At 67.0% G+C, this 17422-nt stretch carries 21 protein-coding genes; 9 read left to right on the forward strand and 12 right to left on the reverse strand.

Annotation, left to right across the window (positions count from 1 at the left end):
• The first annotated feature begins 3 nt into the window (after positions 1-3).
• From BM244_RS12880 to BM244_RS12890, 3 genes are read left to right on the forward strand one after another with little or no spacing between them, the layout of a single operon-like run.
• Positions 4-1548: a PAS domain S-box protein gene (locus BM244_RS12880; RefSeq protein WP_093399324.1), complete on the forward strand. Its 1545-nt coding sequence runs from the start codon at positions 4-6 to the stop codon at positions 1546-1548.
• Positions 1545-1796, forward strand: coding sequence for a hypothetical protein (locus BM244_RS12885; RefSeq protein WP_093399325.1), 252 nt, complete (start codon positions 1545-1547; stop codon positions 1794-1796). Before BM244_RS12880 ends, BM244_RS12885 begins: the two co-directional genes overlap by 4 nt.
• A gap of 37 nt (positions 1797-1833) precedes the next feature.
• Positions 1834-2715: a hypothetical protein gene (locus tag BM244_RS12890; protein WP_093399326.1), complete on the forward strand. Its 882-nt coding sequence runs from the start codon at positions 1834-1836 to the stop codon at positions 2713-2715.
• Positions 2716-3270: 555 nt separating this feature from the next.
• Here BM244_RS12890 and BM244_RS12895 read toward each other — a convergent pair.
• Positions 3271-3699: a (deoxy)nucleoside triphosphate pyrophosphohydrolase gene (locus BM244_RS12895; protein ID WP_093399327.1), complete on the reverse strand. Its 429-nt coding sequence runs from the start codon at positions 3697-3699 to the stop codon at positions 3271-3273.
• An 86-nt stretch (positions 3700-3785) separates the two neighbouring features.
• On the opposite strand from BM244_RS12895, the gene BM244_RS12900 reads away from it, so the two are divergent.
• Both BM244_RS12900 and BM244_RS12905 read left to right on the forward strand, forming a co-directional pair.
• Positions 3786-3935, forward strand: a complete 150-nt coding sequence (locus tag BM244_RS12900) for a Flp family type IVb pilin (RefSeq protein WP_254784432.1) — start codon at positions 3786-3788, stop codon at positions 3933-3935.
• A 124-nt stretch (positions 3936-4059) separates the two neighbouring features.
• The gene (locus BM244_RS12905) at positions 4060-4233 is read left to right on the forward strand and encodes a Flp family type IVb pilin (RefSeq protein WP_093399329.1); all 174 of its coding nucleotides are present in this window, start codon (positions 4060-4062) and stop codon (positions 4231-4233) included.
• A gap of 111 nt (positions 4234-4344) precedes the next feature.
• Here BM244_RS12905 and BM244_RS12910 read toward each other — a convergent pair whose 3' ends face one another.
• From BM244_RS12910 to BM244_RS23790, 4 genes are read right to left on the reverse strand one after another with little or no spacing between them, the layout of a single operon-like run.
• Positions 4345-5292 (reverse strand): acetyl-CoA carboxylase carboxyltransferase subunit alpha, encoded by a 948-nt coding sequence (locus BM244_RS12910; protein WP_093399330.1) that lies wholly within the window; start codon positions 5290-5292, stop codon positions 4345-4347.
• A gap of 31 nt (positions 5293-5323) precedes the next feature.
• Positions 5324-6223, reverse strand: a complete 900-nt coding sequence (locus tag BM244_RS12915; protein ID WP_302847274.1) for a tyrosine-type recombinase/integrase — start codon at positions 6221-6223, stop codon at positions 5324-5326.
• Complete coding sequence (locus BM244_RS12920; protein WP_093399331.1) at positions 6220-8055, reverse strand: proline-rich domain-containing protein; 1836 nt, start codon at positions 8053-8055, stop codon at positions 6220-6222. The genes BM244_RS12915 and BM244_RS12920 overlap by 4 nt, the downstream gene beginning before the upstream one ends.
• The gene (locus BM244_RS23790) at positions 8039-8173 is read right to left on the reverse strand and encodes a hypothetical protein (RefSeq protein WP_258191373.1); all 135 of its coding nucleotides are present in this window, start codon (positions 8171-8173) and stop codon (positions 8039-8041) included. Before BM244_RS23790 ends, BM244_RS12920 begins: the two co-directional genes overlap by 17 nt.
• A 103-nt stretch (positions 8174-8276) precedes the next feature.
• Between BM244_RS23790 and BM244_RS12925 the strand changes: the two genes are divergently transcribed.
• Genes BM244_RS12925 through BM244_RS12935 form a run of 3 tightly spaced genes read left to right on the forward strand, consistent with a single transcriptional unit; the run spans position 8277 to position 10077 of the window.
• Positions 8277-8840 (forward strand): shikimate kinase, encoded by a 564-nt coding sequence (locus BM244_RS12925; protein WP_093399332.1) that lies wholly within the window; start codon positions 8277-8279, stop codon positions 8838-8840.
• Positions 8837-9937 carry a 3-dehydroquinate synthase gene (gene aroB, locus BM244_RS12930; protein ID WP_093399333.1) on the forward strand — a complete coding sequence of 367 codons (1101 nt, stop codon included), beginning with the start codon at positions 8837-8839 and terminating at the stop codon, positions 9935-9937. The genes BM244_RS12925 and aroB overlap by 4 nt, the downstream gene beginning before the upstream one ends.
• Positions 9937-10077: a DUF2256 domain-containing protein gene (locus tag BM244_RS12935; protein WP_093399334.1), complete on the forward strand. Its 141-nt coding sequence runs from the start codon at positions 9937-9939 to the stop codon at positions 10075-10077. The genes aroB and BM244_RS12935 overlap by 1 nt, the downstream gene beginning before the upstream one ends.
• A gap of 82 nt (positions 10078-10159) precedes the next feature.
• On the opposite strand, the gene BM244_RS12940 is transcribed toward BM244_RS12935, so the two are convergent.
• The 7 genes from BM244_RS12940 to radA form a co-directional block, all read right to left on the reverse strand.
• Positions 10160-10489, reverse strand: coding sequence for a DUF423 domain-containing protein (locus tag BM244_RS12940; RefSeq protein WP_093399335.1), 330 nt, complete (start codon positions 10487-10489; stop codon positions 10160-10162).
• On the reverse strand, positions 10486-12249 hold the full coding sequence (locus BM244_RS12945) for a cation:proton antiporter domain-containing protein (RefSeq protein ID WP_093399336.1): 1764 nt from the start codon (positions 12247-12249) through the stop codon (positions 10486-10488). The genes BM244_RS12940 and BM244_RS12945 overlap by 4 nt, the downstream gene beginning before the upstream one ends.
• Positions 12249-12692, reverse strand: a complete 444-nt coding sequence (locus tag BM244_RS12950) for an iron-sulfur cluster assembly scaffold protein (protein WP_093399337.1) — start codon at positions 12690-12692, stop codon at positions 12249-12251. The genes BM244_RS12945 and BM244_RS12950 overlap by 1 nt, the downstream gene beginning before the upstream one ends.
• Positions 12689-13270 (reverse strand): CvpA family protein, encoded by a 582-nt coding sequence (locus BM244_RS12955; RefSeq protein ID WP_093399338.1) that lies wholly within the window; start codon positions 13268-13270, stop codon positions 12689-12691. Before BM244_RS12955 ends, BM244_RS12950 begins: the two co-directional genes overlap by 4 nt.
• A 58-nt stretch (positions 13271-13328) precedes the next feature.
• On the reverse strand, positions 13329-13889 hold the full coding sequence (locus tag BM244_RS12960; protein ID WP_093399573.1) for a YkgJ family cysteine cluster protein: 561 nt from the start codon (positions 13887-13889) through the stop codon (positions 13329-13331).
• A 48-nt stretch (positions 13890-13937) separates the two neighbouring features.
• On the reverse strand, positions 13938-14258 hold the full coding sequence (locus BM244_RS12965) for a hypothetical protein (RefSeq protein WP_175518197.1): 321 nt from the start codon (positions 14256-14258) through the stop codon (positions 13938-13940).
• Positions 14259-14675: 417 nt separating this feature from the next.
• Positions 14676-16046, reverse strand: coding sequence for a DNA repair protein RadA (gene radA, locus BM244_RS12970; protein WP_093399340.1), 1371 nt, complete (start codon positions 16044-16046; stop codon positions 14676-14678).
• A 103-nt stretch (positions 16047-16149) separates the two neighbouring features.
• Between radA and BM244_RS12975 the strand changes: the two genes are divergently transcribed.
• Positions 16150-17301, forward strand: a complete 1152-nt coding sequence (locus tag BM244_RS12975; protein ID WP_093399574.1) for a glycosyltransferase family 4 protein — start codon at positions 16150-16152, stop codon at positions 17299-17301.
• Positions 17302-17422 lie beyond the last annotated feature (121 nt).

The raw sequence follows: 17422 nt of genomic DNA on the forward strand, positions 1-17422 counted from the left end.
CCGATGACCGTCGAGTCCGCCGCCCCTGCCCTCAAGTCGCTTCGCGACTCCGCTGATCTGCGCCATTTGCGCCAGATCATCGCGGGGCTGAACGAGGGGGTGATCCTCGTCGATCCGGATCAGGCTATCCTGTGGGCCAATCACGCGGCCCTCGGGATGCACGGTGTCGAATCGGTCGAGGATCTGGGCGTCACGGTCGACGACTATCGGCAGCGGTTCCAGCTGCGGTATCGGAACAACCACAAGCTGAACCACGCGGACTATCCGATCGAGCGGGTCGTATCGGGCGAGGCGTTTTCGCAGGTCGTCGTGGAAGTAGCGGTGGCCGGCGAAGCCGAACCTCGCTGGGTCCACCAGGTCCGCAGCCTGGTGCTGACCAACGAGGCGGACGAGCCCGAGTGCCTCGTGCTGATCATCCAGGACGTATCCGCCCGGTTCGAGGCGGAGGACCGCTTCGAACAGTCGTTCAACGCCAATCCGGCGCCGGCGGTGATCTGCCGGCTGTGCGACCTCCGGTTCGTGAAGGTCAACCAGGGCTTCATCGACATGACCGGGCATGACCGGGATGCGGTGCTGTCGCGCACGGTCTACGACATCGACGTGCTCGCGCGCGCCGACAAGCGGGACTTGGCGAAGGAACGCCTGTGCGAAGGCCGCACGATTCCGCAGATGGAGGCCGAGCTCGATCTGCCCGGCGGCGTGACCAAGCTGGTCATCGTCGCAGGGCAGCCGATCGACATGAGCGGCCAACCCTGCATGTTGTTCACCTTCGCCGATCTCGAACCCCGCCGTAAGGCCGAGGCGTCGTTGCGCCAGAGCGAGGAACGCTTCACGCGCACCTTCTCGCTGGCACCGGTGGCGCTCGCCATCGGTACGCTCGACGGCCACCGGCTGTGCGACGTGAACGAGGCGTTCCTGGAGCTGACCGGATATGCGGCGACCGAGATCGTCGGCCGCCCGCTGGAGGATATCGGTCTGTGGGAGACGCCGGCGCTTGGCGCTGCGCTGGAGGCCGAACTCGAGGCCGGTGTCGCGATCCGCGACCGCGAGGTCCGCATCCGCCTGAATACCGACGAGATCCTCGACTGCATCGTGTCGACCGAACCGATCACGCTCGGCGACGAAACCTGCGTGCTGTGGGCGATGCGCGACATCAGCACGCGCAAGGCGTCCGAGCGCGAACTGGTCAGCGCGATCGAGGCGGTCATGAAAGATACCAGCTGGCTCAGCCGCTCGATCATGGAAAAGCTCGCACGGATCAGGACGCCGCAGGCCACCCCGCAGGGTGTCGGCCTCGACGAACTGACGCAGCGCGAGCGCGAGGTGCTGGCGCTGATCTGTCGCGGCCTCGACGACAAGTCGATCGCGCGATCGCTGAACGTGTCGGGCAACACCGTGCGCAACCACGTCGCACGCATCTATTCGAAGATCGGCGTGAACCGTCGCAACGCCGCCGCCGCCTGGGCGCGCGCGCGGGGTTTCGATGGCGATTCCATGCCGGTCCTGCCGCCCCGCAGCGGGGCGCAATCCCTGGAGACGACGGCATGATCCGCAAAACCGATACCGATCACGACCGAGACGCCGGGAACGACGAGAATCTGTCGCCCGAGCAGGAAAAGGTCCGCGTTCGCCAGACCAAGGAGTCGGTCCAGGACGCGATCGCCAAGCTGACGGGCGAGCCGGTCGCCGCGCCGCCGACGGAGGCTGACGGCTCGGGCGATCCCGGTTCCGGCGACCACGATCGAGGCACGCGCGACGTGAAGCATTCCCCCATTCCCGAGACCGGCAAACACTGACGCCGTCGCTCGCGAGTATGACCCAACAGGAGTTACCATGGCCATTCATCCTACCACCGGCACCGTGCCGGCTGACGACTATCGCTACGCGAAGGCCCCGACGCGCATTTCATGGGGCGCTATCTTCGCTGGCGTCGTCATCGCGATCGCCGTCCAGCTCGTGCTCGGCATCCTCGGCACCGGCATCGGCCTGAGCCTCGTCGATCCGGTCGAGGGCACGACGCCCGGTGCTGCCGGGTTCGGCATCGGTGCGGGCATCTACTGGGTGATCACGACGATCATCGCGCTTGGCGCAGGTGGCTATGCCGCCGCCCGCGTCGCGGGTGTGCAGGATCGTTTCGACGGTCTCGTCCACGGCCTGGTCGTGTGGGGCGTCACGCTGATCCTGACGCTGTACCTTCTGACCTCGGCTGTCGGCGGCATCATCGGCGGCGCATTCCGGACCGTCGGGTCGGTCGCCTCGGCTGCCGGTACGGGGATCGGCGCCGCTGCGCCCAAGGTCGCGGACGTTGCCAATGTCGACGTGACCGATGTTCGCCAGGAAGCTGCCGAGTATCTGTCGGACGCGCCGTCGGATCCCGCGCAGATGACGCCTGAGCAGGCACAGAAGGAAATCGCCAAGCAGTTGCCGGCGCTCGCCCGCGGTGGCCAGGACGGTGCGCAGGCCGAGAGCCGGATCGTCGACATCGTCGCCGCCCAGCGCAAGATCAGCCGCCCCGAGGCTCAAGCGCAGGTGACGCGTGCCAAGGCGCAGTTCGTCCAGACCAAGAACAAGACCGTCGAGACCGCGAAGTCGACCGCCGATGCCGCCGCCGGCGCCGCCGCCGGCACGTCGTTCATGGTCGTCATCGCACTGCTGATCGGTGCCGCAGCGGCAGCCTTCGGTGCGACCACCGCGGCACGTCGTCGCCTGAACTGAGCTGAGTTGAACTGAGCCGGGCGCGTAACCGGGTGGGTCATGATGGCTCGCCCGGCCATCGCGGACCACGTAGAGGGGGCTATCGGTTCGATAGCCCCCTTTTTCTTGTGCGGGCCGCGCGTCCATGCGCGCCGCGACGAGACGGTGGGTACGGGCATCGCCCTGCCGTTCAGCGACCGCGGTGCCGTTCGGCCGCCGCGGTGATCGAAGCCAAGGTACTGAAACACAAGTGGTTTGATCACGACGCTGGCTATGCCGAGGCCGGAAACGGCTCGCTCGTGAAAAGGGAATAACGCGTGCGAGCCGCAGTCCAGACGACTGGATACGGTCTTGGGGACGTACACCAGTTCGGTTTCAATGCGCCTGCGCATGAGCAGGATCAAGTAAAATTTGAACACGAAGTATGCCGACCTGCCTTGGTGACGAGCCAAAGGTTGATTGGCGGGCCGGCATACCGCCTGACCAACCAACGACATCTCCGATCGGACGCAAGTCGACGAACATTCCGCAACCGATACAACACGTTCATCGACGGTGCGCGGGTTCGTCCGAAGATCAGATCAGGACATCGAGCAAGCCGATCAGCGGCTTGTCGGCTGGCGGCATCGGCAATGCGTGCATGTCGGCCGGCCGGACCCAGCGCAGTTCGGCCGCCTCGAGCGCGCGCGGCACGCCGCTCCACTTGCGCGTGATATACAGCAGCAGCATCAGGTGCCGGTCGCCCAGCGGCGCGCTGGCGAACGCGGCGGGTGCTAGACACGCATGCGGCACCGCGATCGCCAGTTCCTCCTCGAGTTCGCGGATCAAGGCCGCCTCCGGCGTCTCGCCCGGCTCGACCTTGCCGCCGGGGAATTCCCACAGGCCAGCAAGCGATTTCCCCTCGGGACGCCGCTGCAACAGGACCCGGCCTTCGAGATCGACCAGCGCCGCGGCGACCACGGGCAACAGGAACGGCGTGGCCGATTCGGATCGATCGTTGGTCATTCGTTAAGCCCCCTGCGAATAGGTATGCCCTTATGAGGCCTCAAGATTCCGCGACGACCCTGGTCATCCGAACGATCGCTCGTGCCATGCGGGACAAGCGCGGGGCAACCGTGATCGAATATGGGCTGATCCTCGCCTTCGTGTTCATCGCGATGATCATCGGCCTCACCGCGCTCGCCAATACGACGACCGACATGTGGGGCAACGTCAGCACGAAAGTCGCAACGGCCCGCTGACCGTCGGAATATTTTACAGGCGCCTTAAACCTTTCTCAACTCACCGCCTGTATCTCTTCAATCGCTGACCCGGCCCGCCCGGTCCAGCCGGGTGACACTGACGCAATCAACGATGGAGACCGGAATGAAGACGATCCGCCAGTTTTTCAAGAATTCCAAGGGTGCAACGGCAATCGAGTACGGCCTGATCGCCGCGCTGATCGCAGTTGCCGCAATCGCCGCAATGGGCAGCTTGGGCACCAGCCTGAACAAGACGTTCAACAACGTCTCGACCAAGCTTGGTTCGGCAGCAACCTGAGGTTGAAGCCGGGACACGTCGGAAACGACGTATCCCGGCTCACTTTTCGGTTACGCAAGGGCGGCGGAACTTCGGTTCCGCCGCCCTTGTCGTTTCGCCGTACAGGAGCGCTTAAAGCCGACCCATTTTCAGGAACTTGGCTTGTCGATCCTTGCGCAGGTCGGCAGGAGCAAGCGACGCGAGATCCGCCAACGCGGACGCCAGCGCGTCGCCGAGCGACTCGATCGCGGTCGCACGGTCGCGGTGCGCGCCGCCGAGCGGTTCGGTGACGATGTCGTCGATCACGCCAAACGATTTCAGGTCCTGCGCGGTGATGCGCATGGCTTCGGCGGCCTCGGGGGCCTTGTCGGCAGTGCGCCACAGGATCGATGCGCAGCCTTCCGGGCTGATCACCGAATAGATTGCGTGTTCGAACATCAGCACGCGGTTGCCCGCAGCCAGCGCGACCGCGCCACCCGAGCCGCCTTCGCCGACGATCGCCGCAACGATCGGCACGCCGGCGTTGAGACAGGCTTCGGTCGAGCGGGCGATCGCCTCGGCCTGGCCGCGCTCCTCGGCCTGGATGCCGGGGAACGCGCCGGAGGTATCGACCAACGTGACGATCGGCAGGCCGAATCGGTTGGCGAGTTCGATCAGGCGGATCGCCTTGCGATACCCCTCGGGCTTGCCCATGCCGAAATTGTGCCGGAGGCGGCTCGCGGTGTCGTCGCCCTTCTCGTGGCCGAGCACCATGATCTTACGCCCGCGGAACGTCGCGAAGCCGCCGATGATCGCCTGGTCATCGCCGAATGCACGATCGCCGGCGAGCGGCACGAATTCGTCGAACAGTGCGGCGACGTAATCCTTGAAGTGCGGACGCTCGGGATGACGGGCGACTTGCGTCTTCTGCCACGGGGTCAGGCGCGCGAACGTGTCCTTCAACAGCTTGTCGGACTTCGCCTGCAAGCGGGCAATGTCGGCGGCGAGGTCGACGCTGCCTTCGGCGGCGGTGTCGCGGAGTTCGTCGATCCGGCCCTGGAGTTCGGCGATCGGTTTCTCGAAGTCGAGGAAGCTTGGCATCAGCGGCGGTTACGGCGCGCCGCCGCCCGCGTCAACGCGGCGGCAAGTCTGCCAAAGGGTGACGGGTGTTGACGAGCTCGACGAGGCGGCTCGAATCGACGTGCGTATAGATTTCGGTGGTGGCGATATCGGCGTGGCCGAGCATCGATTGCAGCGCGCGCAGATCCGCACCGCCGGCGAGCAGATGCGTGGCGAAGGCGTGGCGAAGGACGTGCGGGCTGACGCGGTCGGGGGGGATGCCTGCCTCGGCGGCTATCGCCTTCACCAGTTGATACAGGCGGATGCGCGAGAGATGGCCCTTGCCCGAGGGGAACAGCCAGAGCCGGTCGGTCGCGACGTGGGTGCGCCAGACGGCGACAGCGGCGCGCGCCCGATCGGAGATGGGGACGAGCCGCTCGCGTCCGCCCTTGCCGCGCAGGATCAGGAACGGGCGGTCGGGGTGGACCGCGTTGCGCGGCAGGCTGACGAGTTCGGTCGCGCGCAGGCCGGAGCCGTACAGAAGCTCGAACAGTGCGGAAAGTCGCAGGTCGTTGGGGTCGAGCGGATCGCGGGCCGCGCGTTCGGCGATCGCGGCGAAGAGCCGGTCGACATCGGCGTGGCTGAGGATCTTCGGCAAGGTGCGTGCTGTGCCGGGTCGGGGCAGCGCTTTGCCGGGATCGTCGGCGCGGTGGCCTTCATCGGCGAGGAACGAGAAGAAGCGGCGGAGCGAGGCGGACTTTCGGCGCACGGTCGAGCGGGACAAGGCCGACCACCCGCTCGCCAGCTTGGCTAGCGCGTCGGCATCCGCGTCGGCCAATCCGCCTTCCAGCGCCTGCGAAGCAAGCGTCAGGTCGCTGCGATACGCCGCCACCGTGTTGGCCGCGGCACCAACCTCCGCAGTCATCATTTCCAGGAACCGATCGATCAACGCGCGATCGCTACCGTGGCTCACGCGCGCGCGATCGCCTCGGCCGCGATCATCCGCGCCTCGCCGTCGAGACCGACGCCGCGCAGCGCGCCGACGATGCGGTACAGCGCTTCCGGGGGGATATCCTTCCAGCTCCCCGCCTGCATGCCGACCGCTGCGAGCAGGACGACCGTCCCGGCCTGGCCGTCGCGGGCAGCGCGATCGAGCGCACGGGTCCAGGCATTGTCCGCGCCGATCCGGACGCCGAGCGACTGCGCCGCGCGCTCGATATCGCCCTGGTTGAGGCGGCCGAGGCCTGCCAACCCTGCGAACAGCATCCGCTGCTTCAACGCCGAATCGCCTTCGCCGCCAGTATAGGACGCAAGGTCGGAATAGCTGAGACGGCGATACGCGTCTGGATCGCTGAGCACGATCATCGCCCAGGCGTCGCTGCCGGCGGGTACCGAGCCCAGCCAGCGCGCTGCCGTGCGATCGAGCCCCGCGGACAGCATCGATGCGACCAGATGATCGGCGTCGGCCTTTGCGAGATTGGGGTTCAGCCGGGCGGCCGCGCGCGCCGTCAGCACGAGCCGCGCATAACTCGGACGCACGTTCGCACCGCCCCACAACTGACGGAGCGCGGTGAGCCGCGAATCCGGGTTGCGATCGGCATAGGCGGTCTGGAGATCGTTGGCGGTCGCGGTCGCGCCACTCTGCGTATCGTCGTCGGTCGCAGCCGCAGCGTAGAGGTCGACGAGCGCCGCGCTGGAGAGCACCCCCTGCCCCGCCGCAGCCTCGGCCGGGGCCAGCCGATCGCCGAGCGCGACCGAAGGCGACAAGGCCTGCCAGTATTTCACCTGCGGACCCGCGGTACCGTACAGTTCGTCGGGCACGGTGACGCCGGTCGCCATGGCGAGCCCGAACCGCCACGCGGTCAGCCGGTCGACGCCGTCCCACTCGATCGTCACGGCCTGACGCCCTTGCGCCCCGGCGCCGACGACTTTCTGTGCGAGCAGCAGGTCGACGCCGCTGGCGACGTTGCGACGCTTGGCGGTCGCGATCAGCGGGCTCGCCTGCGCGGGATTGCCGGAAAGCCCCGCGCACATCGCCTGCGCCATCGTCCAGCCGCGCGCCGGAGCGTAGCGCATCGCACCCGTCACCAGCGGGCACAATCCGGCCGGATCGCCGGTCGCCAGCGCGGTGTTCATCGCCACCTGATAGAGTTTCGGCGTGTAATTATCGGTGTCGACGGTCTGCGCGACCGCACGCGCGGCAACCGATTCGCCCATCCGCAGCAGCAGCCACGCGCGCTCGGCGGCGAAATCGGCGCCGTTCGTGCGGCTGGGCGTATCGACATGCGACACCAGCGCGCGGCGCAACAGGATCGACATCCAGCGCGACGGCAGCGGCGCACTGAGGCGGCGCATCAGCGTCTCGACGTATTGGCCGTCCGCTTCACCGAACGCATCGGTATCGAGACCGCCTTCGCTAGCCGTAACCGGACCGACCGTCGCGAGCGAGCGTCGCGCGGATGCCGGCATCTCGTACTGCGCAAGCACGGCCGGATCGACCGGTGCCGGCGTCGCGACAGGGGGCACCAGCGGCGCATCGCCCGGCGTCGTCGGCGGCAGCGGTTGGATCATCGCACCCGGTTGCGCGGGTGCGCCTGCCGGAGCGGTCGGTTGCGTGGGATCGGTCGGACGGGTCGGCTGCGTACCGGCGGGCGGCGTCGGTCGTGGTGCGGACGCGGGGGTCGGCTCGCCGAACCCCGGCGGCAGGATCGATTCGGGACGATCCTGCCCGATCGCCGGTGCCAGCGCGACCAAGGCCCCGACGGCGACCGCCGCCGCGAGGGATGCCTTAAGAGAGGTTCGCAAGCGTCACGGCCTTTTCGACGTGGCTCTGCGGACGCTCGGTCGCGCGGCCTGCCAACAGGAACAGGCCGCCGACCACGACCACAAGAACGACGACGACCGAGACGATGAAACGGGACATGCGACGTAACCTTGTAGTGGACGGGTGTAGTGGACGATCGGCGAAATATCGCGCGCCAAGAGCTTTTGCCCTCGCGCGGAGCCGCTGTATAGCGCGGGCTACGATGTTGCAAAGCCACAACCCTTCAGGCGGACCTTCGGGTGGTCGCCGCCCTGCCCCGATCGATCGCCCGATCGTGCTCGTCGGGCTGATGGGCGTCGGCAAGACCACCGTCGGCCGCCGCCTCGCGCTGCGCATGAACCTGCCGTTCGTCGATGCCGACCACGAGATCGAGGCCGCATCGGGCATGACCGTCGCCGAGATCTTCGCCAAATACGGTGAGGACTATTTCCGCGATGGCGAGCGTCGCGTGATCGCACGGCTGATCGACGGCACGCCGAAGGTCATCGCGACCGGCGGCGGCGCGTTCATCAACGACGATACGCGGGCGCTGATCCTGCGCGATGCGGTGTCGGTGTGGCTCAGCGCGCATCCCGACATCCTGGTCGAGCGCGTCGGGCGCCGCGACAGTCGCCCGCTGTTGCGCAACCGCGATCCGGGCAAAGTGCTCGCCGAACTGGCGCGCGTCCGCAACCCGATCTACGCGCAGGCGCACATCCATATTGTCAGCAACAAGACGCCGCACGAAGCGACCGTCGCCGCTATCCTGAGGGCGCTTGGCCGATGAAGACCGTTATTGTTGAACTGGGTGCGCGGACGTACCCGATCCATATCGAGGCGGGGTTGCTCGCGCGGGCTGGCGAGTTCCTGGCGCCACTTGCGAAGGGTCGGCGCGTGGCGATCGTCACCGACGAGAATTTGTCGGTGCATCTGGCGACGCTGCAGACGTCGCTGACCGCTGCGGGAATTGCATCCGAGGCGATCCTGCTGGCACCGGGCGAGGGCAGCAAGAGCTGGACGACGCTGGAAATGCTGTGCGACCGGCTGCTCCAACTCGGTGTCGAGCGCGGCGATCACGTCGTCGCGCTGGGCGGCGGCGTGATGGGGGACCTGGTCGGGTTCGCCTGCTCGATCCTGAAGCGCGGGTGCAACTTCGTGCAGATCCCGACATCTCTGCTGGCGCAGGTGGACAGCTCGGTCGGCGGCAAGACCGCGATCAACACGAAGGCCGGCAAGAATTTGATCGGCGCGTTCCATCAGCCGGTGATGGTGCTAATCGACCCGCAAGTGCTCGACACGCTGCCGATCCGGGAACTGCGCGCAGGCTATGCCGAGGTCGTGAAATACGGGCTGATCGACGACTTCGCGTTCTTCGAATGGTGTGAGGCGAATGGCGCCGCGTTGCTCGCGGGCGACATCGGCCTGCGCGAATACGCGATCGCGCACAGCGTGTCGGCGAAGGCGCGGATCGTCGCGGCGGACGAACATGAGACGAATGGGACGCGAGCTCTTCTCAATCTCGGCCACACATTCGGGCATGCGCTGGAGGCGGAGACCGGGTTCTCGCAGGCGCTGATCCACGGCGAAGGTGTCGCGGCAGGCTGTTCGCTGGCGTTCGGGTTCTCGGCCTCGCAAGGGATTTGCTCGGGACAGGATGCCGAGCGCGTTGCGGCGCATTGGCGGAACGTCGGGCTACCGGACGGTCTGGCCGCTGCGAAGATCGGCGCGAGCGGTGCGCAACTGGTCGATCACATGCGGCATGACAAGAAGATGGCGGCGGGCACCCTGCCCTTCCTGCTCGCGCGGGGGATCGGGCAGACGTATCTCGACAAGACGGTCGACCTCGCCGATGTCGAGACCTTCCTCGACGCGCAGCCCCGCTGATGCCCAACGGTATCGCCAAGCAGAACCTGCCGACCAAAATGTGTCCGGCGTGCGAGCGGCCGTTCACGTGGCGCAAGAAATGGGCGCGAGACTGGGACAGCGTGATCTACTGCTCGGACGCCTGCCGGAAGAAGCGGTAGCCAGAGTACCAGCAAGAAACTTGTTCACCCGCGAAGGCGGGTGCCCAGACTGGGTCCCCGCCTTCGCGGGTGAACAATTCTGCTAGGGGCGAGCCGCACTCCATGCCAGCCACAACCAGCCTCCGATCAGCAACGCGCCACCGATCGGCGTGATCGCACCAAACCACCGCGGCGCCCCCAGCGCCATCGCATACAACGTCAGCGCGAAGATCGCGGCGCCAACCACAAACAACCAAGCCGGCCCCCGCGCCTCCATCCGAACCGCCACCAGCGCCGCGACAACGTGGACGAGTTGATACTGCGCCCCGGTCTTCAACCACTCCGCCGCCGAGCCACTGGCACCGTGCGCGCCGAACGCCCCAGCCGCGACCGCGATCGCGCCCGACAAGGCCGCTAGAATGGCGATAATCATTGCGTATCATTCCCCCAGGGAAAGCGTTTCGCCGTCTCGGCACGTGCCGCGCGCATGTCGCCGGAGTCGATCTGCAACTGCAACCGCTCCTTGTCGCGCGACCGGTATTGCTCCTCCGCACGGTCGATATCGGCCGGCGACACGTCCAGCCCGCGCAGCGCAAGCCGCGCCATCTTCACCGCCGACTCCATCACTTCGCGCACCACCGCCGTCGCCGAGGTATTCTTCAACTTCACCAACGCACGGCGATCGAACGCGCGGACATAGATGGCAGCATCCGGGAAGGCCTCGTGCACGCCCTCGATCGTGTCCGGATCGAGCTGGTCGCCGTCCATGCAGAAGCAGATGATCTCCGCCTCCGCCGCGCCCGCCTGCCGCAACAGGTCGAGCCGCGTGCCATCGCCATAATAGACCTTTGCGCCGAACTCGCCGGCGATGTCGATCATCTCGATATCGGTGTCGATCAGCGTCACTGGGATATCTTGCGCGAGCAGCATCTGGCCGACCGTCTGGCCGAACCGCCCATAGCCGACGATAATCGCATTCGCGCCGTCGACCTTGGGCCCATCGCGCTCCTGCCCCTCGGCGATCGGCTCGGTCCGGAAACGCCGCGTGATCCCCATCAGGAACGGCGTGGTCGCCATCGACAGCGTGATGATCGCGCCGAACAGGCTCGCCGCCTGCGGTTCGATCAGCAGCCCGGCCTGCGCCTGCGCGAACAGCACGAAGCCGAACTCGCCGCCCTGGCTGAGCAGCAGCCCGAGCGCGAACGCCTGCCGCCACGTCATCTTGAACGCCATGCCGATGAGCATGATGACGCCGGTTTTCGTGGCAATCAGGGCGGCGGCCATCGCCATCACGAAGATTGGTCGCTCGGCGATCGCGCCCAGATCGAGCACCATGCCGACCGCGAGAAAAAACAACCCGAGAAGGATCGAGCGGAACGGCTCGACATCGGCTTCGAGTTCATGCCGATACGGGCTATCTGCGAGCATCACGCCGGCGATGAACGCGCCGAGCGCAGTCGACAGCCCGAGCCATTCCATGATCGCGGCGCTCGCGATGACCGTGAACAAGCCGGCGAACACGAACATCTCGCGCTCGCCGAGATTGCCGATCAGGCGGAAGAACGGGCGCAACAGGAAGCGTCCCGCGACGACGAGCCCGACAACCGCGAGTACCGTGTAGATTGCCAGCAGCCACCCCGGAGGCGCATTCGCGTCCGCGGGGTTGCGGCTCATTGCCGCGACGATCGTGATCAGCGGCACGATCGAGAGGTCCTGGAACAGCAGGATCGAGAACGCGCGTTCGCCGAACGGAGTCTTCATCCGCCCCGACGAGCGCAGCATCGGCAGCACCTGCGCGGTCGACGACAGCGCGAGCGGCAGGCCGAGCGCGAGCGCGGCGGGCAGCGAGAACTTCGCCCCGACCCAGACGATCGCGGTGATCGCCAAGCCGCAGATCGCGACCTGAAGGAGCCCCAATCCGAAGATCTCCTCCTTCATCTTCCACAGCCGCGACGGGTTCAGTTCGAGCCCAACGATGAACAGCAGCAGCGTGATGCCGAGTTCGGCGAACCCGAGCTTCGACTCCGCATCGCCGACCAGGCCCAGCACATGCGGCCCGACGACCGCACCCGCGACCAGATACCCCAGCGTCGCGCCGAGCCCGAGCCGGCGGAACAGCAGCACGAACATCAGCCCGAACCCGAGCAATACGACGCCGTCGCGGAGCAGCGACGGGGCCGTACCCTCCGCCATCAGACCTTCGCCTTTGCAGCGGTATCGGCAGCCTCGGCCGCCGCTTCCGACGCCGCTTCGAACGCGAGCCGGATCGAGGGGTGCCGCGCCGTGTAGTCGAGCGCAGGGGTAAAGATATCCATGCCCGGCCAATCGGGCGCATCGCCCTCGCGCGCAAGCCATGCCGTCAGCGCGTCGCGCGCGACGGCGAGTTCGGCGGGAGTTCGGCCGAGGATGTTCGCTGCCAACAACGACGACGACGCCTGGCCGAGCGCGCAGGCGCGGACCAGCAGGCCGACCTCGCTAACCTTGCCCTCATCGTCGACCGCGACGTCGATCGTCACGCGGCTACCGCAGATCGGCGAGCGTTTCTCCGCGGTCGCCATCGGCTCGGGCAGGCGTTCATGGTGCGGGATCGTCGCGGCAAGGCGCAGGATCTCGGCATTGTAGAGGGGCGCGCTCATGGTTTCGGCTCGCTTGCACTATCGGATCGGGAGGGGTCGGATTTGGAAGACGGCGTGGTCGCGCCGAAGACGGGTTTGCCGCGGCGGCGGCGGTCGACGAAATCGGCGATCCCCGCGCTGGTCGCGTTGAGCAGCGGATAGGTCCGCGACGTGGTCATCCAGCCGGGCCGGCGCGACGGTCCGCCACTCATCGTGTCGATGACGAGCGTCGCGAGCAGGAAGACGAGGCTGGCGAGGATAAGCCCCTTCAACGCGCCGAACCCGAAGCCGAGCGCGCGGTCGACCGGCCCGAGGATCGACGTTCGCGTTCGCGCGCCGATCGCGTTGGCAACCAGTCGACCGCCGATATACGTGACGCCGGTGATGATCGCGAACGCGAGCACCGCGGCGCCGCCAACGGTGCCGACCATCGGCGACAGCGCGGCGGCGAGCGGGATGTGGAACAGCTTCAGCATCGCGACCATCGCCACCCAGGCGAACATAGACAGCACTTCGGTGACGAACCCGCGCACGAGCCCCAGCACGGCGGACCCGGCGACGGCGATCAGGACGACGATGTCTAGGGCGGTCAGGTTCATGGTCTCTGGAATAGGGACGCGGGGCGCGAACCGCTAGTGCGGGCTCGACCGACGCGTTCTAGCGGTTCAAACCGAAAACACCGTAGCGTTCGCGCCACGCGGCGACTTCGTCCTGTAAACGCGCGGGTGCAGCCTCCCCGGAGAGGACGAAGCCGGCGACGTCGATGTCGGGATGCATCAGCATTTTCTTCGACCCGTCGCTGAACCAGACCGGGACCAGCTGGTCGCAGACGCTGTCGAGCACGGTCGCGGCCATGCCATTCGCGATCGCGTCGCTGCCGGCGAGGACGCGGACATTGATCGAGACGCCTTCGAGGCAGTTTTGCGGTTCCTTGACGAAATTGAGCGACACGAGAAGCCCGGACCGGTCGGGCCGTGCTTCGTCGGGCAGGCTCGCGACCCGTCGCCAGGCGCAGAACCATGTGCGGCAGATTCGGGGGCGGACCGCGTGGATGCCGCACCCCTTGTCGGAGAGGTGGATGCACGGCGTGCCCGCGGGCTTGGCGAACTCGGGCGTGTTCACCGTCAGTTCGGTGCAGCACGCCGTACAATCGCCGCACTCTCGATCGGGCAGGATCGGCCCCAGCAGCGCTGTTTCCACGTCGGTATGGGGTTGGATTCGCGTGCGCGCGTCCGTCGGGGTCGGGGTGTCACGCCGATCCACGGTTCAATTCCCTTCGGAATCCACCGTGAAGACCATCGGCTTGCCGCGCGACATCGGCTCCCACCCCGCAGACAACGCCGCCCGCACGCCGCGCGTGATCGTCGCGTCGTCGATCTGGAGCCGCCCGCGCGGCAAGCCCTTCAACAGGCGTTTCGGCGCGGGGAACTCGAGCAGGGCTTCGCGCTTGGCGTCGTCCTGCAACAGCGAGATCGTCATGCCTTTCCAGCCTTCGGCATCCGTGTGTTGCGGTTCGCGCTGAAGGTGCCAGTCGTATCGGGTGCCGTCGACCTCGACGGTACCGGTATTGCTTTTCGTGTTCGCCATGAGGGGGGCCATAGCATGGCTGTCGCGAGAGGCCATGCGTTCGGCACTTGGCCGAACCTGCCGCCACAATGACGTCGTGTGCGGCTCGATCGACCGATGACCGACAACGGCCCTCACTACCCCACCCCGGCGGAGGCCGGGGCCCAATTGGAGAGGTCGTCGTAACGAAGCGCAGCGGTCGCCAGCAGCGTTTTCCAATTGGGCCCCGGCCTCCGCCGGGGTGGTCCTTCCCGTTGGATAAACCGCGCCGAACAATCAAAGGGCGACTAGGCACGCGACTTTAGAGCGCCAGTTATCCAACCGGCCGCGAAAGCACGGCCGAACACCGTCACTAACGCTGCCCTGTTCTCCCGCGAAGGCGGGAGCCCAGTCTGGGTCCCCGCCTTCGCGGGGAAACAATCTGCGTTCCTTGGGCGCCTACCCCCGCCCCATCATATGATCGACGAACGACGCCAGCGTCTTGAACCCCGACAGTTTCATCCCGCTCTTCTCCCCCGTCATCGACGCCGGCACCAGCGCGCGTTCGAAGCCGAGCTTGCTCGCCTCCTTCAACCGCAAAGGACCGTGCGCGACCGGGCGGATCTCGCCCGACAGCGCGACCTCGCCGAACGCCACTGCATCGACCGGCACCGGCCGTTCCGACATCGCCGAGATCAGCGCCGCCGCCACTGCCAGATCCGCCGCCGGATCCTGCACGCGGTAGCCGCCGGCGATGTTGAGATAGACTTCGGCGTTCGAGAAGCTCAGCCCGCACCGCGCCTCCAACACCGCCAAGATCATCGCGAGACGCCCAGAATCCCAGCCGACCACCGCGCGCCGCGGCGTAGCGCCCGACGCCAGCCGCACGGTCAGCGCCTGAATCTCGACCAGCACCGGCCGCGTCCCTTCCAGCGCCGGAAACACCGTCGCGCCGGTCATCGCATCATCGCGGTGCGTCAGAAACAGCGACGATGGATTGCCGACCTCCGCCAACCCTTCGGTCTGCATCGAGAATACGCCGATCTCATCCGTCCCGCCGAAGCGGTTCTTGATCGCGCGGAGGATGCGGTACTGGTGGCTGCGCTCGCCCTCGAACGACAGCACCGTATCGACCATATGCTCGAGCACGCGCGGGCCGGCGATCGAGCCGTCCTTCGTCACGTGCCCGACCAGAACGACGGCCGTACCGCGTTCCTTGGCGAAGCGGATCAGCTCCTGCGCCGACGCCCTCACTTGGCTCACTGTCCCCGGCGCGCCCTCGATCAAATCGGAGTGCATCGTCTGGATCGAATCGATCACCAGCATCGCGGGAGGCCGCGTCTGCAACGTCGTCAGGATGTCGCGCGTCGAAGTCGCCGCCGCGAGCTGCACCGGCGCGTTGCCCAAGCCCAACCGTCGCGCGCGCAGACGCACCTGATCCGCCGCTTCCTCGCCCGAGACATACGCGACCGACTGGCCGGCGAGCGCCATCTTCGCTGCAGCCTGCAGGAGCAGCGTCGACTTGCCGATCCCCGGATCGCCGCCGATCAGCGTCGCCGATCCCTCGACGAACCCGCCGCCCAGCGCCCGGTCGAGCTCGGCGATGCCGGTCGCCATCCGGTCTGGCAGCTTGATCTCGGCATCGAGCCCGACGAGCTGGATCGCGCGGCCGCCGGTCTGGAGGTTATGCTTCGAATGGAACGGCGTGGCGGCGGTGTTCGCCTCCTCGACCAGCGTGTTCCACTCGCTGCAATCGGCGCATTGCCCCGCCCAGCGGTGCGACACCGATCCGCAGGCCTGACATACGTAACGCTTCTGGGGTTTCGCCATATCGCCGATGTACGAGAACGATACGGGAACATCAATGGCTGGCGGCTGGCCTATGTTGCGGATTTAGTGGCGCTTGGCGGCACACGGCGTTATCCGCGCGACGATGCACGCCACCGACCTGCGCATCGCCCTGTTCAGCGGCAACTATAATTACGTTCGCGATGGCGCAAACCAGGCGCTGAACCTGCTCGTCGGCCATCTCCTGTCAAAGGGCGTGACGGTGCGTGTCTATTCACCGACCAACGCCAAGCCGGCCTTTCCACCGACCGGCGATCTGGTTGCGGTGCCGTCGCTCCCGCTGCCGGCGGGGCGGGGCGAATACAAGATGGCGCGTGGGCTGCCTGCTGCGATCCGGCGCGATCTGGACGCGTTCGCGCCGAACATCGTCCATGTGTCGGCACCCGATTTTCTCGGCCACCGCGCGATCAGCTATGGCCACCGCAATGGCATCGCGACGGTCGCATCGCTGCACACGCGGTTCGAGACGTATTTCCGCTATTACAAGATGGCGTTCTTCGAGCCGATCATGGTGAAGATCCTGACGCGCTTCTACAACCGCGTCGACGAGGTGCTGGTGCCCGGGCGCGGCATGGCGGAAATCGTCCGCGACTGGGGCGTGACGACGCCGACCGCGATCTGGTCGCGCGGGGTGAACCACGATCGCTTCACGCCGACGCGCCGCGATCTCGAGTGGCGGCGCGCGCGCGGGATCGCCGACAGCGAGGTCGCGGTCGGGTTTCTCGGGCGACTGGTGAAGGAAAAGGGGCTCGACGTCTTCGCCGACGTGATCCGGGAACTGGAACAGCGCGGCGTGCCCCACAAGGTGCTGGTGATCGGCGAGGGGCCTGCGCGCGACTGGTTCGCGAGCCGGGTGCCGGGCGCGGTGTTCGCAGGGTTCCAGTCGGGCGACGATCTCGGCCGCGCGGTCGCGTCGATGGACGTGTTCTTCAACCCGAGCGTGACCGAAACGTTCGGCAACGTGACGCTGGAAGCGATGGCGGCTGGCGTACCGGTCGTCGCGGCGCGGGCTTCGGGCGCAGTCGGGTTGGTGGACGACGGGGTGACCGGGTTCCTGGTGCAGCCGACGGATATTGCAGGCTATGCGGACGCGATCGGGCGGATCGTTTCGGAGCCGGGCCTGCGCGAGACCATGGGGTGGGCCGGGCACGACAAGGCGGCAGGGTATCTTTGGGATACGATCAACCAGACGGTGCTGGACACGTATCTCGCGGTGATGGCGCGGCGGGGTAAGTGATGCCCTGACCTGCCCCCCCCCTGAAAGGGAGGGGTTGGGGGTGGGTCGGTCTCCGCATGCTCAGGCATAGGTGGCTCAAACCGGCCTACCCACCCCCGGCCCCTCCCTTTCAGGGAGGGGA

Source organism: Sphingomonas sp. OK281 (genome assembly GCF_900115295.1).
Taxonomy (GTDB): domain Bacteria; phylum Pseudomonadota; class Alphaproteobacteria; order Sphingomonadales; family Sphingomonadaceae; genus Sphingomonas.

Coding starts and splice junctions, on each gene's coding strand:
- BM244_RS12880 (WP_093399324.1), top strand. CDS start 4: ATGACCGTCGAGTCCGCCGCCCCTGCCCTCAAGTCGCTTCGCGACTCC.
- BM244_RS12885 (WP_093399325.1), top strand. CDS start 1,545: ATGATCCGCAAAACCGATACCGATCACGACCGAGACGCCGGGAACGAC.
- BM244_RS12890 (WP_093399326.1), top strand. CDS start 1,834: ATGGCCATTCATCCTACCACCGGCACCGTGCCGGCTGACGACTATCGC.
- BM244_RS12895 (WP_093399327.1), bottom strand. CDS start 3,699: ATGACCAACGATCGATCCGAATCGGCCACGCCGTTCCTGTTGCCCGTG.
- BM244_RS12900 (WP_254784432.1), top strand. CDS start 3,786: ATGCGGGACAAGCGCGGGGCAACCGTGATCGAATATGGGCTGATCCTC.
- BM244_RS12905 (WP_093399329.1), top strand. CDS start 4,060: ATGAAGACGATCCGCCAGTTTTTCAAGAATTCCAAGGGTGCAACGGCA.
- BM244_RS12910 (WP_093399330.1), bottom strand. CDS start 5,292: ATGCCAAGCTTCCTCGACTTCGAGAAACCGATCGCCGAACTCCAGGGC.
- BM244_RS23790 (WP_258191373.1), bottom strand. CDS start 8,173: ATGTCCCGTTTCATCGTCTCGGTCGTCGTCGTTCTTGTGGTCGTGGTC.
- BM244_RS12925 (WP_093399332.1), top strand. CDS start 8,277: ATGTTGCAAAGCCACAACCCTTCAGGCGGACCTTCGGGTGGTCGCCGC.
- aroB (WP_093399333.1), top strand. CDS start 8,837: ATGAAGACCGTTATTGTTGAACTGGGTGCGCGGACGTACCCGATCCAT.
- BM244_RS12935 (WP_093399334.1), top strand. CDS start 9,937: ATGCCCAACGGTATCGCCAAGCAGAACCTGCCGACCAAAATGTGTCCG.
- BM244_RS12940 (WP_093399335.1), bottom strand. CDS start 10,489: ATGATTATCGCCATTCTAGCGGCCTTGTCGGGCGCGATCGCGGTCGCG.
- BM244_RS12945 (WP_093399336.1), bottom strand. CDS start 12,249: ATGGCGGAGGGTACGGCCCCGTCGCTGCTCCGCGACGGCGTCGTATTG.
- BM244_RS12950 (WP_093399337.1), bottom strand. CDS start 12,692: ATGAGCGCGCCCCTCTACAATGCCGAGATCCTGCGCCTTGCCGCGACG.
- BM244_RS12955 (WP_093399338.1), bottom strand. CDS start 13,270: ATGAACCTGACCGCCCTAGACATCGTCGTCCTGATCGCCGTCGCCGGG.
- BM244_RS12965 (WP_175518197.1), bottom strand. CDS start 14,258: ATGGCGAACACGAAAAGCAATACCGGTACCGTCGAGGTCGACGGCACC.
- radA (WP_093399340.1), bottom strand. CDS start 16,046: ATGGCGAAACCCCAGAAGCGTTACGTATGTCAGGCCTGCGGATCGGTG.
- BM244_RS12975 (WP_093399574.1), top strand. CDS start 16,150: ATGCACGCCACCGACCTGCGCATCGCCCTGTTCAGCGGCAACTATAAT.